Below are 15,490 nucleotides of genomic sequence, written 5' to 3' on the forward strand. Positions count from 1 at the left end.
AGCACAGATGTCGCTGATACATCGCCTTCGCGAGCAAGCCCGCTCCCACATTGGTTTCGCAGTGTTACTTAAAGCAATTCAAAGCTCTGCTGCGTCACGTCCTGGGAATCCAGGCCGATCTGCACGTTGAACTTGCCAGGCTCGGCCGCGTACTTGAGCTGGGCGTTGTAGAACTTCAGGTCATCTTCGGTGATGGTGAAGTGCACGACCTTCTGCTCGCCCGCCTTGAGCATGATCTTCTGGAAGTTCTTCAGCTCCTTGACCGGACGGATCATCGAACCGGTGACGTCCTGGATGTACAACTGCACCACGGTTTCGCCGTCACGCTTGCCGGTGTTTTTCACTGTGACGCTGGCGTCGAGCTTGCCGGTGGCGTTCAGGGTGGTCGACGACAGCGCCATGTCACTCAAGCTGAAATCGGTGTAGCTCAGGCCGAAACCAAACGGAAACAGCGGCCCGGTCGTGTCATCGAAATACTGCGAGGTGTAGTTGCCCGGTTTGCCCGGCGTGAACGGCCGGCCAATGCTCAGGTGGTTGTAGTAGGTCGGGATCTGGCCCACGGAGCGCGGGAAGGTCACCGGCAGCTTGCCCGACGGGTTGTAGTCGCCGAACAGCACGTCGGCGATGGCGTTGCCGCCCTCGGTGCCGCTGAACCAGGTTTCCAGAATCGCGTCGGCCTGTTCTTTCTCTTCGAGGATGGTCAGCGGACGGCCGTTCATCAGCACCAGCACCAACGGCTTGCCGGTGGCTTTCAGGGCACGGATCAGCTCGCGCTGGTTCTCCGGGATGTTCAGGTCGGTGCGACTCGACGATTCGTGGGACATGCCACGGGACTCGCCCACGGCCGCGACGACCACGTCAGCGTTTTTGGCGGCTTTCACCGCTTCGTCGATCAAGACATTGGCCGGACGCGGGTCATCGACCACTTCCGGGGCGTCGAAGTTGAGGAAGTTCAGGTAGTCGAGAACCTTCTTGTCGCTGGTGATGTTGGCGCCACGGGCGTAGATCAGGTTCGCCTTGTCGCCGATTACATTGCTCATGCCGTCAAACAGGGTCACCGACTGCGCCGGACGACCGGCGGCGGCCCAACTGCCCATCATGTCGATCGGGGCCTTGGCCAGCGGGCCGACCAGCGCGACTTTCGCGGTTTTCTTCAGTGGCAGGGTTTCGTTCTGGTTCTTCAGCAGCACCAGGCTGCGGCGGGCCACTTCACGGGCGTCGGCGCGGTGCAGGCGACTGTCGGCGTAGGTGTCGGCCGGATCGTCTTCGGCCTTGCCGATGCGCAGGTACGGATCCTTGAACAGGCCCATGTCGTACTTGGCGGCGAGGACTTCACGCACGGCGTTGTCGATGTCCTTCTGTTCGATCTCGCCGGACTTGAGCAGCCCCGGCAGCTCTTTGCCGTACAGGGTGTCGTTCATGCTCATGTCGATGCCGGCCTTGATTGCCAGCTTCGCCGCTTCGCGACCGTCGCGGGCCACACCGTGCTTGATCAGCTCGAAGATCGCGCCGTGGTCGCTGACCGCCAGGCCCTTGAAGCCCCAGTCCTTGCGCAGCAGGTCATTCATCAGCCAGGTGTTGGCGGTGGCCGGGATGCCGTTGATCGAGTTCAGCGCGACCATCACGCCGCCGGCGCCGGCATCGATTGCCGCGCGATACGGTGGCAGGTAGTCCTGGTACATCTTCACCGGGCTCATGTCGACGGTGTTGTAGTCGCGACCGCCCTCGACCGCGCCGTACAGGGCGAAGTGCTTGACGCTGGCCATGATGCTGTCGGCTGCGCTCGGCGTGTCGCCCTGATAGGCCTTGACCATCACTTTGGCGATGCGCGAAGTCAGGTAGGTGTCTTCACCGAAGCCTTCGGAGCTGCGGCCCCAGCGCGGGTCGCGGGAGATGTCGACCATCGGCGCGAAGGTGATGTCGAGGCTGTCGGATGCCGCCTCTTTGGCGGCGATGCGCCCGGACTGGCCGATGGCGTCCATGTCCCAGCTCGACGCCAGGGCCAGCGGAATCGGGAAAATCGTACGGTGACCGTGGATCACGTCGTACGCGAAAAACATCGGAATCTTCAGGCGACTGCGCATCGCCGCGTCCTGCATCGGACGGTTTTCGGGGCGGGTGATCGAGTTGAACGTACCGCCGATATTGCCGGCGGCGATCTCTTTGCGGATCAGCTCGCGGGGCATTTCCGGGCCGATGCTGATCAGGCGCAACTGGCCGATCTTCTCGTCGAGGGTCATTTGTTTCATCAGGTTACTGATGAACGCGTCCTTGTTTTCCAGGGGGACCGGGGTCGTGGCGGCCAGTACCTGATGACTGGCCAGGCTGACGAACAGGCCCAGCAAACACAGCTTCTTCATGAATAGTTTTCTCAAGGGCCTAAACGGCGTTACAACACCGGCCAGCCAAAATTTAGGGAGCGACTATTGTTGTTCGGGTGCTGATTCAGAAAACGACAGCCGAATGTACGTCGAAAGTTTCGGCGACGTGATCGCGCAGGGCCTCTTTTTAGCCCATCGGCCCGCCGCAATCCAGTGGCGCGGGCGATTATGCCGTAACCGCCGGCTGAGAATGTTTCGCGATTCATTATTCATGAAATGTGCAAGGGAGCACCCGTCCGATGAATGTCAGTCCTGTCTACCGCTCGCGTTTGCAGGTCGCCACCCTGCTGATGCTGGCCACGTTGTTGACCGCTTGCGGCATCAACAACATTCCGACCCTCGACGAACAGGCCAAGGCCGCGTGGGGTCAGGTGCAGAATCAGTATCAGCGCCGCGCCGACCTGATCCCCAACCTGGTGGAAACCGTGAGGGGCTATGCCAAACACGAGGAGGCCACGCTGACGGCGGTGGTCGAGGCCCGGGCCAAGGCAACGTCGATCCAGGTCGATGCCAGCACCCTCGACAACCCGGAAAAACTCAAGCAGTTCCAGCAGGCTCAGGATCAACTGACCGGTGCCTTGAGCCGGTTGATGGTGGTGTCCGAACGCTACCCGGACCTGAAGGCCAACCAGAACTTTCTCGCCCTGCAATCGCAACTTGAAGGCACGGAAAACCGCATCGCCGTGGCCCGCCGGGATTTCATTCTGGCGGTGCAGAAGTACAACACCGAAATCCGCACCTTTCCCGGTCGCCTCTGGCACAGCGTGATGTACAGCGACCTGCCGATCCGCGAGACCTTCGAAGCCACCAGCCCCGGCGCGGACAAGGCCCCGGAAGTGAAGTTCTGAGCCGGGGATGCCCATGCGTGTGCTGAAAATGGGCCTGGTGCTGATGCTGTGGCTGTTCGCCGTCAGCGCCCGGGCCGAGTTGACCTTCCCGGCGCTGACCGGGCGGGTGGTGGACGACGCGCAGATGATCGAGCCGTCGGTACGTGCGCAATTGAGCCAGCAGTTGCAGGCTCACGAACAGGCGACCGGCGAGCAGCTTGTGGTTGTGACGTTGCCGAACCTGCAAGGCGCCACCATCGAGGATTATGGCGTCGAACTCGGCCGGCACTGGGGTATCGGCCAGAAGGACAAGAACAACGGGGCACTGCTGATCGTCGCCCGGGACGAGCGCAAATTGCGCATCGAAGTCGGCTACGGGCTGGAGGATCGCCTGACCGATGCCCAGAGTTCGGTGATCATTCATCAGGTCATCACGCCGTCGTTCAAGGCCGGCAATTACAGCAAGGGCATCAGCGACGGCGTGGCGGCGATGCTGGTGGTGCTGGGCGGCAATCCGCTGGACGAACCTTCCACGGTGTATGAATCGGCCGGCGATCCCGCGGACGATTTCGTCTCGCGGCACCCGGCATTGTTCGTATTTCTGGTGATGTTGTTCATCCTGACTGTTTTTGTCTGCCAGATGCTCGGTATCCTTCCCGCCGGCCGGGGCGGTTCCGGAGGAGGGGGCGGCTTCGGTGGCGGTGGTTTTGGCGGCGGCGGTGGAGGCGGGGGCTTCAGCGGCGGCGGTGGCAGTTTCGGCGGGGGCGGTTCCTCCGGCGGCTGGTGATAACAATAATGAGCAGGCACTTCACGACATGGCATTACTGACTGAACACGAACAACGCAAGGTCGCCGAGGCCATCGCCCGGGTCGAGCGCGACACCGACGCCGAACTGGTGACAGTGCTCGCGGCCCGCGCCGACGACTACGCGTACATCCCGTTGCTGTGGGCCAGCCTGCTGGCGCTGGTGGTGCCGGGGATCGTGCATTACCTGACCGGCTGGCTGACGATGCACAGCCTGTTGCTGGTGCAGTGGATCAGTTTCGTCGTGCTGTGCCTGGTGTTTCGTTTGCCCAAGGTCACCACTCATCTGGTCCCGCGCCACGTCCGGCACTGGCGCGCCTCGAACCTGGCGCGGCGGCAGTTTCTCGAACAGAACCTGCACCACACGGTGGGCAGCACCGGCATGCTGATTTTTGTCTGCGAGGCGGAGCGGTATGTGGAAATTCTGGTGGATGAAGGAATTTCCAAAAAACTGGATAACAAGAGCTGGGACTCGATTGTCGCGGTGTTTACCGAGCAGGTACGGCAGGGGCAGACGTTGCAGGGCTTTGTCACTTGTATCGAGGCGTGCGGCGAGTTGCTCAAGGTGCATGTGCCGGTGACGCAGGTCAGGAATGAGTTGCCGAATCGGTTGGTGGTGTTGGGGTAGTTTCGGCAGTGTTGTAAGACTTGATATCGCAGCCCTCACCCCAGCCCTCTCCCGGGGAGAGGGAGCCGATTGGGGGATATTGAGGAGATACACCGACTTGAACGATTGGCTTTGAATCCATAATCGACTCGATATTTCAGGTCGATGGATAGCGAAAGACATCTCGGTCGGCTCCCTCTCCCTCCGGGAGAGGGCTGGGGTGAGGGCCGCTTTTAAAAGCCGTTCGGTAAATAAGAGCGTGTCCCCAATCCCCATCCCCCCTAAACTAGCGTCCATTCCCGATTTGCCCGTCCGAGGCCGCTTTTTCCCATGTCCGTTACCGCTCCCTCCGCATCTGCCAAACCGGCGCCCGATCACCACGCCCGGTTCATCGAGCTGCTGCAAACCAGCCTCGAACAGAACGGCTTCATCAAACTGGTGCTGGCCAAGTACGTCGGCGAAGAAGCGGACCTGCAGCGGATCATCATCAAACCGGTGACGGTCAAGGCGCAGCCGTGCCTGTCGTTCGTCTATCGCTACAAGACCCGCGACATCACCAAGAATCTGCCGCTGGACGAAGCAGTGGCGACGATTGCCGGGCTGCTGCCGGCGGCGTTCAAAAATGCGCATTTGCTGGCGTTGACTGACGAAGCCCAGCTCGAATACAGCAAAAAGGGCAAGAGCTCGCTGTTCATGAGCAAGCCCCAGCAATTACGTGAAGTGCCGTCTGCCGAGCATAACCGCGAGAAAAACCGCTTCCTCGATCTGAACCGGCCGTTCCTCAAGGATCTGGGCGTCACCAACGCGCAACACGAGCTGATCCCGGCGATGTCGCGCAAGTGGAAGCAGATCAACAAGTTCATCGAAGTCTTCAGCCATGCTTTGACTTCGTCACCGCTGGCTCTCGACAAACCGGTGCGGGTGGCGGATTTCGGTTCGGGCAAGGGTTACCTGACGTTCGCCATTCATGACTATCTGCGCAACACGTTGAAGGCCGAGGGCGAAGTCACCGGCGTCGAGCTGCGTGAAGAAATGGTCAACCTGTGCAACACCGCCGCGCAGAAGCTCGAACACCCGGGGCTGGTGTTCAAGTGCGGCGATGTGCGCAGTGTGGCGCCGAGCGAGCTGGACGTGATGATCGCCCTGCATGCCTGCGACATCGCCACCGATTATGCGATCCACACCGGCATCCGCTCCGGCGCCTCGATCATCATGTGCTCGCCGTGCTGCCACAAACAGATCCGCCTGCAGATCCAGAGCCCGGCGCTGCTCAAGCCGATGCTGCAGTACGGTTTGCATCTGGGCCAGCAGGCGGAAATGGTCACCGACAGCTTGCGTGCGCTGTTCCTTGAAGCCTGCGGTTACGAGACCAAGGTGTTCGAGTTCATCTCGCTGGACCACACCAACAAGAACAAGATGATTCTGGCGGTGAAGCGCGCCGAGCCGGTGGACCCGACTCAGCTGCTGGTGAAAATTCAGGAGTTGAAGGCGTTCTACCAGATCAGCGAGCACTGCCTCGAAACCCTGCTGCTCGCTGACGGCCTGCTGAAGCTCAAGGCTTGAGCTGAACCCCGGCGGGTAACGTGCCCGGTTGAGCCGGGCGCACCGCGGTCTTGCGCCCGAGCATCACCGTCGCGATCACCCCGCAGGCGAACAGCCAGGTGATCGGTTCCACGTGTTCGCCGAAGAACAGCGCGGAAAACGCGATGGTGAAGAAGATCTGCAACAACTGGATCTGACTGACCCGGGCAATGCCCCCCATGGCCAGCCCGGCGTACCAGGCGAAAAAGCCCAGGAACTGCGAAAACAGCGCGACGTAACCGAAGGCCCACCAGGTTTTTGTCGACACCGCGCCCTGATGCTGCAACGCCAGGTACAGCACCGGGCCGATCAGCAGCGGCGTCGACAGCACCAGCGCCCAGCAGATCACCTGCCAGCCGCCCATCTCCCGGGCCAGACGCCCGCCCTCGGCATAACCCAGACCGCCTACCGCGATCGCACCCAACATCAGCAAATCACCGGCCTGAATGCTGCCGGCGCCGGTATACAACGCATAGCCCAGCACCAGCGCACTGCCCAGCGCGGCGCAGGCCCAGAAGGCTTTCGACGGACGTTCATGGGACAGCCACGCGGCGTACAGCGCCACGCACAGCGGCTGCAAACCGTTGACCAGCGCGCCGTGGGACGCCGGCAAGGTCTGCATGGCCCAGGCCGACAGCACCGGAAAACCGAGAATCACCCCGGCGATCACCAAACTCAGGCCTTTGACCTGCTTCCAGGTCGGCCACTTTTCCCGTCGCCACAACAGCAGCGCCGCTGCCGGAATCGCCGCGAACAACGCACGGCCCAGGCCATTGAGCAGCGGGTGCAGTTCCTGCACCACGATGCGGGTGAAGGGCAGGGTAAGGCTGAAAATCACCACGCCGAGCAGGCCGAGGGCCATGCCGGTGTTTTCGCGCGAAGACATGAGGGCAACCAGATTCGAAGGTGGCAGGGAGATTCATTCATCTAGCCACAAACCACGGCAATCGGGCTGTTACAGCTGAGAGCAGAGTTATCCATACAGTTTGCGAACGCCATCGCGGTCCTTGGACTATTTTGAATACTCCTGTGCATTCACCAGAGGAGCCCTGCCCATGGCCGCGAAAAAGATTCTGATGCTGGTCGGCGATTACGTCGAAGACTACGAAGTGATGGTGCCGTTCCAGGCCCTGCAAATGGTCGGGCACACCGTCCACGCCGTGTGCCCGGACAAAGCCGCCGGCAAGACGGTGCGCACCGCAATTCATGACTTTGAAGGCGACCAGACCTACAGCGAGAAACCCGGTCACCAGTTTGCCCTGAACTTTGATTTCGCCAAGGTCGATGCCAAGGACTACGACGCACTGCTGGTACCCGGTGGCCGTGCGCCGGAATACCTGCGGCTGAACGAAAAAGTCCTGGAACTGGTGAGGGCTTTCGACAAGGCCGGCAAGCCGATTGCTGCCGTCTGTCACGGTGCGCAGCTGCTGGCGGCGGCGGGGATTCTCGAGGGACGCGAGTGCAGCGCCTATCCGGCCTGTGCCCCGGAAGTGCGTCTGGCCGGCGGCACCTACATCGACATCCCGGTCACGGACGGCCATGTCCAGGGCAATCTGGCCACGGCTCCCGCCTGGCCGGCGCACCCGAACTGGCTGGCCGGTTTCCTGGGGTTGCTTGGAACCAAAATCACCCTGTGACACATCGATAAGGAGAAACAGCATGTCCGGATGGTATGAGTTGAGCAAAAGCAGCAACGGCCAGTACAAGTTCGTGCTGAAAGCGGCGAATGCCGAAACCATTCTGACCAGCGAGCTGTACACCACCCGCACGGCCGCCGACAACGGCATCGCTTCGGTGCAGGTCAACAGCCCGCTGGACGAGCGCTACGAGAAGAAATCGACGAAGGACGGGCATCCGTATTTCAACCTCAAGGCTGCCAATCACCAGGTCATCGGCAGCAGCGAGTCCTACTCGTCCGACGCAGCGTGTGCCAAAGGCATCGCCGCCGTGAAGGCCAATGGGCCGACCAAGGTGATCAAGGATAAAACCCTGCCGGTGCTTTGAATCCAGCTCAAAACCCTGTGAGAGCGAGCTTGCTCCCACAGGGTTGGTGTGTACGTTGAACTCAGCTCAGGGTTTTGAGAATGGCCTGCAACTGATTGCGCCCGGCCTCGCTCAGCGGGAACACCGGCAACCGCGGATCGCCGACTTCCAGATCGGTCAGTCGCAGCCCGGCCTTGATCGTCGCCGGCAAGCCGCCCTTGAGGATGAAATCCAGCAGAGGCAACTGGCGGTAGAACAGCTCGCGCGCCTTGCCCAGATCCCCCGCCAGCGTGGCTTCGTACAAATCCAGGTTGAGTTGCGCAATCAGGTTCGGCGCCGCCGTGCACCAGCCTTTCGCCCCGGCGGCGAACGCTTCCAGCGCCAGCGGATTGCAGCCGTTGTAGAACGGCACCCGGCCTTCGCCGAGCAGTTGCAGCTTGTGCATGCGCTGGATGTCGCCGGTGCTCTCCTTGACCATGGTCACGTTTTCCACGCCGTTGACGATGCGCAGGATCAGCTCCACCGACATGTCGGTGCCGCTGGTGGCCGGGTTGTTGTAGAGCATGATCGGCACGCCGATGCTGTCGCCGATGGCGCGGTAATGCGCAAGGATCTCCGCTTCGGTGAGTTTCCAGTAGGACGCCGGCAGCACCATCACCACGTCGGCGCCATGGGCTTCGGCGAAACGGGCGCGGCGCACCGCTTTGGCGGTGGTCAGGTCGGATACGCTGACCACGGTCGGCACCCGTTTGGCCACGTGTTTGATGCTGAACTCGGCGACCTGGTCCCACTCCGCATCGCTCAGGTAAGCGCCTTCGCCGGTGCTGCCCAGTGGCGCGATGGCGTGGACGCCGCCGGCGATCAGACGGTCGATGGAGCGGCCGAGGGCCGGCAGGTCAACGCCTTCGCCGTTGGCGCCGAACGGGGTGATGGTGTAGCCGATGATGCCGTGAATGTTGGACATGTGAGTGCTCCGCAAGGATGTGGTGTTCAGTTCAGGCAATCGGCGTGCTGACGCAGGTTCTGCCGGGCGTAGTAGTTGAATGCAGCGGCGTGGCGTTTGGGTTTCGAGACCCAGTCATGGGCCTCGCGACCCAGCTCGGGGATGATCGGCTTGATCGTCCCGGCAGCCATCGCCAGCAACTGCAGCTTGGCGGCGCGCTCGATCAGTTGCGCGATGACACAGGCTTCCTCGATGGTTGTGCCGGTGGACAGCTGACCGTGGTGGGAAAGCAGAATCGCCCGCTTGTCGCCCAGCGCACCGGCAATCAACTCGCCTTCTTCGTTGCCCACCGGCACACCCGGCCAGCCTTCAAGGAACGCGCAATCGTCGTACAGCGGGCACAGATCCATGTGGGAAATCTGCAGCGGCACTTCCAGCATCGACAGCGCGGCAATGTGCGTCGGGTGAGTGTGAATGATGCAGTTCACGTCCGACCGGGCGCGGTACACCCAGCTGTGGAAACGGTTGGCCGGGTTGGCCATGCCGTGGCCTTCGAGCACTTCGAGATCTTCGTTGACCAAAAGCAGATTGCTCGCGGTGATTTCGTCGAAGCCCAGGCCCAGTTGCTGCGTGTAGTAAGTGCCCGGCTGCGGGCCACGGGCGGTGATCTGCCCGGCGAGGCCCGAATCGTGGCCGTTCTCGAACAGAATCCGGCAGGTCAGGGCCAGCTTTTGCCGGTCTGTCCACGTATTATCCGCCAGGGTTTTTTGCATCTGGGTCAGCGCTTGCTTGACCAGTTGGTCTTTGGGTAGTGCTAATGTCTTGGCCATATCCGTGTCCTGTGGTGGTTGCCATGGATGACACTTAAGAGGCTATATGACACTTTGTGTCATTGGCAAGGACAAATCGTCTTTCCTTTGCTGGATTAATCGCTTCGCATGTCTATCCGTTTGAAATTATTGAGAAAAAAACTTGGCGTAACCCTTGAGGCGCTGGCCGAGAAATCCGGCATGACCAAGAGTTATCTGTCGAAGGTCGAGCGCGGGTTGAACACGCCGTCGATTGCCGCCGCGCTGAAACTGGCCAAGGCGCTGAACGTGAAGGTCGAAGAGCTGTTCTCCGAAGACAACGTCAGCCTCGACAGCTACAGCCTGGTGCGCAGCCACGAACGTCAGTCCCTGGCGGCCAACGATCACAGCCCGGGTTACGCGGTGCTGGCCCATCAGGTCAGCGAACGCAGCCTGCTGCCGTTCATCATCTATCCGCCGACTGAATTCACCGACAAGACCTTCAAGGAACACTTGGGCGAGGAGTTTTTGTTCGTTCACGAAGGCCGGGTCGAAGTGGACTTCATGAACGAACGGGTGTTGCTGGAGCGGGGCGACGCGCTGCATTTCAATGCGCAGAAACCGCACCGGATCCGCTCGGTGGGCGAGGAGCAGGCGCAGTTACTGGTGGTGGTGCACAGCCGCGAGGAGTGATCAGACCTCGACCGGCACCGACAGCTTTGGATTGCCCAACGCATGGCTCTTCGAGTCATAGAACCGCAATCGGGCGCCCGTGCCCTCGAACACCTTCGCGTAGTGGCGCTTCTGGTGCTGGATGAACGCCGCGCTGCGCGGGTAGATCGAGATCGCCACGGTCTTCGGTTTCGCCAGCCGCAGCGCCCGGACTATGTGCGCATCCTGCTCGCCCAGGGCATGGCCGAAGATGCACAGGTTGTCGCCGTGCGCGAGCAGCTGGTCGTAGCAGAACGACAGGTAATCGGAACTGCGGATGGTCTTGAGCTTTTCCGCGCTCGGCCCTTCGTTGACGAACAGTGGCACGTCATCGAGGGTCTTGATCGTGTTGTTGATCGCGAAACTGCCCAGCAGCGTGCCCTCGGTGGCGGTCAGTTTGCGGGCGGTGCCGTCCTGGTTGCGTACCAGATGCAGGCCGCCGTGCAGGTACAGCAAACGTGGTTTGTCAGTGCTGCTTTCGCACAGATCGAAGCTGGCGTCGGGGCCGTTGAACAGATCGTCGATGGCCTCGCCCTGGTGTTGCAGGGCCCAGTAGTTGAGCAGGTCGTAATTGGTGGTGAACACCGTGCGGTAACTCGCCAGTTCGCGGTTAAGAATGCTCAGGGTCGAGGCTTCGACCAGTCGCCACGGAATGTGCAAATCGTGGACGGCGTTGATCAGCGCCTCCTTGATCGCGTAGTAGCGATTGCGCGGCGCGGCCGAGCTGACGGCCAGTGCCTTGTTGACCCGGCTGGTGGTTTTCAGCGCGCCGAGCACCTGCTCGAAGCTGCGCGTGTGCAGGGCGTCGAACACGCTCAGTTCCGACGGGCTCAACGGTTTTTCTTCCACCGTGCGGGCGTTTTCGAACAGCGAGTCGTAGCCGAAATCGTCCCACACCGCGCGACTGGCGCCGTTGCCCAGCAGCAGGCCACTGAAGTCGGTGGTGGCGCGCAACGCGTTCCAGTCTTCGAGTGTGGCGTCGACATCCAGAAAATCGGTCATTGCAGGGCACGTCTCAAAACAAAGGGGCAGATGGACGGCGACTTTATCACGAGCGGGCATTGAGCCAGATCAACATCCGCCGTGACCGATCAGTCGATCCTTTGCGCACCCGCCGAATTGCAAGCGTCGATTCGGCCCCAGTCAGGAGACGCGCCATGAGCAGCACCTTTTTCATTCCCGCGGTCAACATCATGGGCAGCGGCTGCCTTGATGAAGCCATGAATGCGATCCGCAACTACGGTTTTCGCAAGGCGCTGATCGTCACCGACGCCGGTCTGGCCAAGGCCGGTGTGGCGACGATGATTGCCGAGAAACTGGCGATGCAGGACATCGATTCGGTGATCTTCGACGGCGCCAAGCCCAACCCGAGCACCGCCAACGTCGAGTCGGGCCTGGCGCTGCTCAAGGAGAGTCGTTGCGACTTCGTCGTCTCCCTCGGCGGTGGCTCGCCCCACGACTGCGCCAAAGGCATCGCCTTGTGCGCCACCAACGGCGGGCAGATCCGCGACTACGAAGGTGTCGATCAATCGACCAAGCCGCAACTGCCGCTGATCGCCATCAACACCACCGCCGGCACCGCCAGCGAAATGACCCGTTTCTGCATCATCACCGACGAAACCCGCCACGTGAAAATGGCCATCGTCGACCGCAACGTCACGCCGCTGCTGTCGGTCAACGACCCGGCGCTGATGGTCGCCATGCCGAAAAGCCTGACCGCCGCCACCGGCATGGACGCGCTGACCCATGCGATCGAAGCCTACGTGTCCACCGCTGCCAATCCGATCACCGACGCCTGCGCGCTGAAAGCGATGACCCTGATCAGCAGCAACCTGCGTTTGGCGGTACGCGACGGCAGTGACCTGGCCGCACGGGAAAACATGGCGTATGCGCAGTTCCTCGCGGGCATGGCGTTCAACAATGCGTCCCTCGGCTACGTGCATGCGATGGCGCACCAGTTGGGCGGTTTCTACGATTTGCCTCACGGGGTGTGCAACGCGGTGTTGTTGCCCCATGTGCAGACGTTCAACGCATTGGTCTGCGCCGATCGCCTCACCGATGTGGCCCACGCCATGGGTGCCGACATTCGCGGCTTCAGTCCGGAGGAGGGCGCGCAGGCGGCGATTGCCGCGATCCGTTGTCTGGCCAAAGACGTCGACATCCCCGGTGGCTTGCGTGACCTTGGTGCCAAGTGCACCGACATCCCGGTACTCGCGGCCAACGCCCTGAAAGACGCCTGCGGTTTCACCAACCCAAGGGCGGCGGATCAACGGCAGATCGAGGAGATCTTCCGCAGCGCGTTTTAAGCGGACTGACGATCGGGCGCGAACCTCGTACAGAGCACCGCGCCCAACCCCAGGACGCAGCACAGCAGCGCCAACGGCCACGGTCGAGCAGGTAGCAAGCAGGATGAGGCTGGGGTTCATGAGTCGTCCGTGAAGGTTCAGCGGTGGCGATGGCCGCTGTGAGTCAGTAACAGTCCGGTGATCAAATCACAGAAGTGATGGATCAGTGTCGATGCCATGTCGGCGCGCAGGGTCACGCGGATCGCGGCCTTGCCTTGGGCCACCACCGGGAAAAACACCGCGCTGGTGAAAAAGCCGTGTTCGGCCAGTTCAATGGCGATTCGATTGGCCAGAGCGGCCTCGCCGCAGTTGATCAGGCGGATGGCCATGGGACTGCCGTGCTGTTCGGTGCTCAAGAGGCTGTCGAACAGGCGAATATTGGCCTGGAGCCGAACCTGCAAGGCGCGCAGTTCGGCACTGCGATGCAACTGGATCGACGCAAGGCCCGCGCCGATGGCCGCGCAATTGAGGCTTTGCGACCAGTTGCTCGGCCCGCCGTAACGCTGGATCAACTTCCTCTGCCGCTCATTCCCGAGCATCACCAGACCACCGCTGGCCCCGAACGATTTGGCCAGCGAAGCGACGATCAGGCAATCCTCTTCCAGCGCCGGCATTCTTGGCCGTACAAGACCGGCGCCGTTGCTGCCGACCACCGACAGCGCGTGGGAATCATCGAGGTAAAGAAACAGGCCATAACGTTCCTTCAGGTACAGCAGACCGTCCAGATTGGCCACGCCGCCCATGCTGTAGGCCCCGTCGGCTATGTAGGCGACGGCGGTATGACGCTGGCACACCGATTCGAGAAAATCCATGTCGTTGTGGGGGCAGGTCAATACCTGGGTTTCGTCGGCGCAACTGGCTTTCAAGTGATTCATCGAATAATGCGCCAGGCGATCGAACACCATCACCGGCGGGCGGTTGTGCGTAAACACGCCGCTGGCCAGCAACGGCAGGATTCCGGCACTCGCGGCGCTGCAGGACAGACTGCTCAGGCACACAGCGCCGAACAGTTCCGACAGTTCGCTTTCGTACTGATCGAGCAGCGCCAGCTTGCAGCGGTTCTTCGAATTGGCAACGCGCAGCGTGCCGGTTTCACGCAGCGCTGTGATAGCCCCCTCAAGCAGCGCGGGATGGTGATCGAGGCCCAGATAGGAGGTGGTGCAAAAGTGATGGAGAGAGCGCCCGTGCTGATCGAGCCAGTGATTACAGCCTTTGACCTCGACGTTGAGGGCGGCGATTTTTCCAGCCTCCGCAGCCTCCCAATCGTGGTCTGCCAAAGCGATGACTTTGCGGTAATTGGAGAAAGTGTTGGCGGATTCCGACAGGTGATTCACAGGCAGCTCTCCTTGAGCAGGGCAATCCATGGGGTGTTGCAAATTGTGTGTGTTGCCAGACTTTACAGAGAGCCAGGCCAGGCCAGAATCGGATCCCTCCGCAAGTACTGAGCGATTTTGGAGTTTTGCTCGTAGGGCGCTACCGGAAAAGTTTGTAAGGCAATTGAGTGTCTGTCCGAAGAGCAATCCCGGCTATTCTGCCGACACAAACGACCCACGTTATCGAGCTTGCCATGCTGCAAAAAAGCCTGATCCGCCGCCTCGACCTGATCACCCTGCAACTGTTCGTCGCCGTCCACGAGGAAGGCACGCTGACCCGTGCCGCCTCTCGCGAGGCGATTGCCGTGTCGGCGGCGAGCAAGCGTTTGATGGAACTGGAGGAAGCGCTGGGCATCAGCCTGTTCGTGCGTCAGGCCAAGGGCATGACCCTGACCCCGGCCGGCGAAACCCTGTTGCACCACGCCCGGCAGATGTTGTTCAACGTCGAGAAAATGGGCCTCGAACTGGGCGAGCACAGCCACGGCGTGCGCGGCTATGTGCGGATGCTGGCGAACCTGTCGGCGATCATTCAGTTTCTCCCCGAAGACCTGCGCGATTTCGCCGCGCAACAGCCGCAGGTCAAGACCGACCTTGAGGAACGGCCCAGCGCCGGCGTGGTTCAGGGCGTGCTCGATGGCGTGGCGGATCTGGGCATCTGTTCCAGTGACAGCGACATCAAAGGCCTGCACAGCGTGCGCTATCGCCGCGACAAACTGGTGGTGGTGATGCTGCCCGAACATCCGTTGGCGGTGCGTGAATCCGTGGCCTTCAGCGAAACCCTCGACAGCGATTACGTCGGCCTGCATGCCGCCAGTTCGATCAACATGCGCACCCATGCCGCTGCGCGGCAGGCCGGCAAGGTATTGCGCATCCGCATTCATGTGCCGGGCTTCGATGCGGTGTGCCGGATGGTCCAGGCCAACATGGGCATCGGCATCCTGCCGCAACGCGCTTATGAGTTATTCGGTCGGGCGCTGGGGCTGCACGCGGTGCCGCTGACCGATGGCTGGTCGGATCGTGACCTGATCGTGGTGGTGCGTGACGAGGCCGGGTTGTCGCCGGTGAGCCGGATCCTGTTCGAGCATTTGCGCGCAGCCAACTGAGCGTTCGCGTTTGGCGAACGGCCGTTGCCGAGTGACGGCTGGA

General features: G+C 61.5%; 15 protein-coding genes. 9 read left to right on the forward strand and 6 right to left on the reverse strand.

All coding sequences use genetic code 11. The features are described 5' to 3' along the window. Positions 1-68 precede the first annotated feature (68 nt). Positions 69-2,360 (reverse strand): beta-glucosidase BglX, encoded by a 2,292-nt coding sequence (bglX, locus tag ACSPX5_RS01545; RefSeq protein ID WP_439820821.1) that lies wholly within the window; start codon positions 2,358-2,360, stop codon positions 69-71. Positions 2,361-2,620: 260 nt separating this feature from the next. Here bglX and ACSPX5_RS01550 point away from each other — a divergent pair, with 260 nt between their 5' ends. The 4 genes from ACSPX5_RS01550 (at position 2,621) to ACSPX5_RS01565 (ending at position 6,183) form a co-directional block, all read left to right on the forward strand. Continuing rightward, positions 2,621-3,229, forward strand: a complete 609-nt coding sequence (locus ACSPX5_RS01550) for a LemA family protein (RefSeq protein WP_169429204.1) — start codon at positions 2,621-2,623, stop codon at positions 3,227-3,229. Between the two features lie 13 nt (positions 3,230-3,242). Beyond that, a complete protein-coding gene (locus ACSPX5_RS01555) occupies positions 3,243-3,995 on the forward strand; it encodes a TPM domain-containing protein (protein ID WP_169429205.1) in 753 nt (250 codons plus the stop codon). A gap of 28 nt (positions 3,996-4,023) precedes the next feature. After that, complete coding sequence (locus tag ACSPX5_RS01560; RefSeq protein WP_323161563.1) at positions 4,024-4,641, forward strand: TPM domain-containing protein; 618 nt, start codon at positions 4,024-4,026, stop codon at positions 4,639-4,641. A 309-nt stretch (positions 4,642-4,950) separates the two neighbouring features. After that, positions 4,951-6,183 carry a class I SAM-dependent methyltransferase gene (locus ACSPX5_RS01565; protein ID WP_323161564.1) on the forward strand — a complete coding sequence of 411 codons (1,233 nt, stop codon included), beginning with the start codon at positions 4,951-4,953 and terminating at the stop codon, positions 6,181-6,183. Here ACSPX5_RS01565 and ACSPX5_RS01570 read toward each other — a convergent pair. After that, a complete protein-coding gene (locus tag ACSPX5_RS01570) occupies positions 6,173-7,087 on the reverse strand; it encodes a DMT family transporter (RefSeq protein ID WP_129972890.1) in 915 nt (304 codons plus the stop codon). The two genes, ACSPX5_RS01565 and ACSPX5_RS01570, sit on opposite strands and share 11 nt — an antisense overlap. Before the next feature lie 169 nt (positions 7,088-7,256). Between ACSPX5_RS01570 and ACSPX5_RS01575 the strand changes: the two genes are divergently transcribed. Both ACSPX5_RS01575 and ACSPX5_RS01580 read left to right on the forward strand, forming a co-directional pair. Then, the gene (locus ACSPX5_RS01575; RefSeq protein WP_085605454.1) at positions 7,257-7,838 is read left to right on the forward strand and encodes a DJ-1/PfpI family protein; all 582 of its coding nucleotides are present in this window, start codon (positions 7,257-7,259) and stop codon (positions 7,836-7,838) included. Between the two features lie 22 nt (positions 7,839-7,860). Continuing rightward, complete coding sequence (locus ACSPX5_RS01580; protein WP_169429208.1) at positions 7,861-8,205, forward strand: YegP family protein; 345 nt, start codon at positions 7,861-7,863, stop codon at positions 8,203-8,205. Positions 8,206-8,266: 61 nt separating this feature from the next. Here the strand turns inward: ACSPX5_RS01580 and ACSPX5_RS01585 are convergent, their stop codons facing one another. Further along, positions 8,267-9,148: a dihydrodipicolinate synthase family protein gene (locus ACSPX5_RS01585; protein WP_207867674.1), complete on the reverse strand. Its 882-nt coding sequence runs from the start codon at positions 9,146-9,148 to the stop codon at positions 8,267-8,269. 26 nt (positions 9,149-9,174) lie between these two features. Continuing rightward, positions 9,175-9,957: an aldolase gene (locus ACSPX5_RS01590; protein WP_323161565.1), complete on the reverse strand. Its 783-nt coding sequence runs from the start codon at positions 9,955-9,957 to the stop codon at positions 9,175-9,177. A gap of 108 nt (positions 9,958-10,065) precedes the next feature. Here ACSPX5_RS01590 and ACSPX5_RS01595 point away from each other — a divergent pair, with 108 nt between their 5' ends. Further along, a complete protein-coding gene (locus tag ACSPX5_RS01595) occupies positions 10,066-10,608 on the forward strand; it encodes a helix-turn-helix domain-containing protein (protein ID WP_169429211.1) in 543 nt (180 codons plus the stop codon). On the opposite strand, the gene ACSPX5_RS01600 is transcribed toward ACSPX5_RS01595, so the two are convergent. Next, positions 10,609-11,628: a DUF4917 family protein gene (locus ACSPX5_RS01600; RefSeq protein WP_439820822.1), complete on the reverse strand. Its 1,020-nt coding sequence runs from the start codon at positions 11,626-11,628 to the stop codon at positions 10,609-10,611. A gap of 155 nt (positions 11,629-11,783) precedes the next feature. On the opposite strand from ACSPX5_RS01600, the gene yiaY reads away from it, so the two are divergent. Next, positions 11,784-12,932: an L-threonine dehydrogenase gene (gene yiaY, locus ACSPX5_RS01605; RefSeq protein ID WP_439820823.1), complete on the forward strand. Its 1,149-nt coding sequence runs from the start codon at positions 11,784-11,786 to the stop codon at positions 12,930-12,932. 137 nt (positions 12,933-13,069) lie between these two features. On the opposite strand, the gene ACSPX5_RS01610 is transcribed toward yiaY, so the two are convergent. Beyond that, positions 13,070-14,305 (reverse strand): aminotransferase class I/II-fold pyridoxal phosphate-dependent enzyme, encoded by a 1,236-nt coding sequence (locus ACSPX5_RS01610; RefSeq protein ID WP_439820824.1) that lies wholly within the window; start codon positions 14,303-14,305, stop codon positions 13,070-13,072. Positions 14,306-14,538: 233 nt separating this feature from the next. Between ACSPX5_RS01610 and ACSPX5_RS01615 the strand changes: the two genes are divergently transcribed. Next, positions 14,539-15,447, forward strand: a complete 909-nt coding sequence (locus tag ACSPX5_RS01615) for a LysR family transcriptional regulator (RefSeq protein ID WP_439820825.1) — start codon at positions 14,539-14,541, stop codon at positions 15,445-15,447. Positions 15,448-15,490: the final 43 nt, after the last annotated feature.

The sequence above is a fragment of the Pseudomonas sp. HLG18 genome, from assembly GCF_051903985.1.
Classification (GTDB): Bacteria; Pseudomonadota; Gammaproteobacteria; order Pseudomonadales; family Pseudomonadaceae; genus Aquipseudomonas; species Aquipseudomonas fluorescens_BT.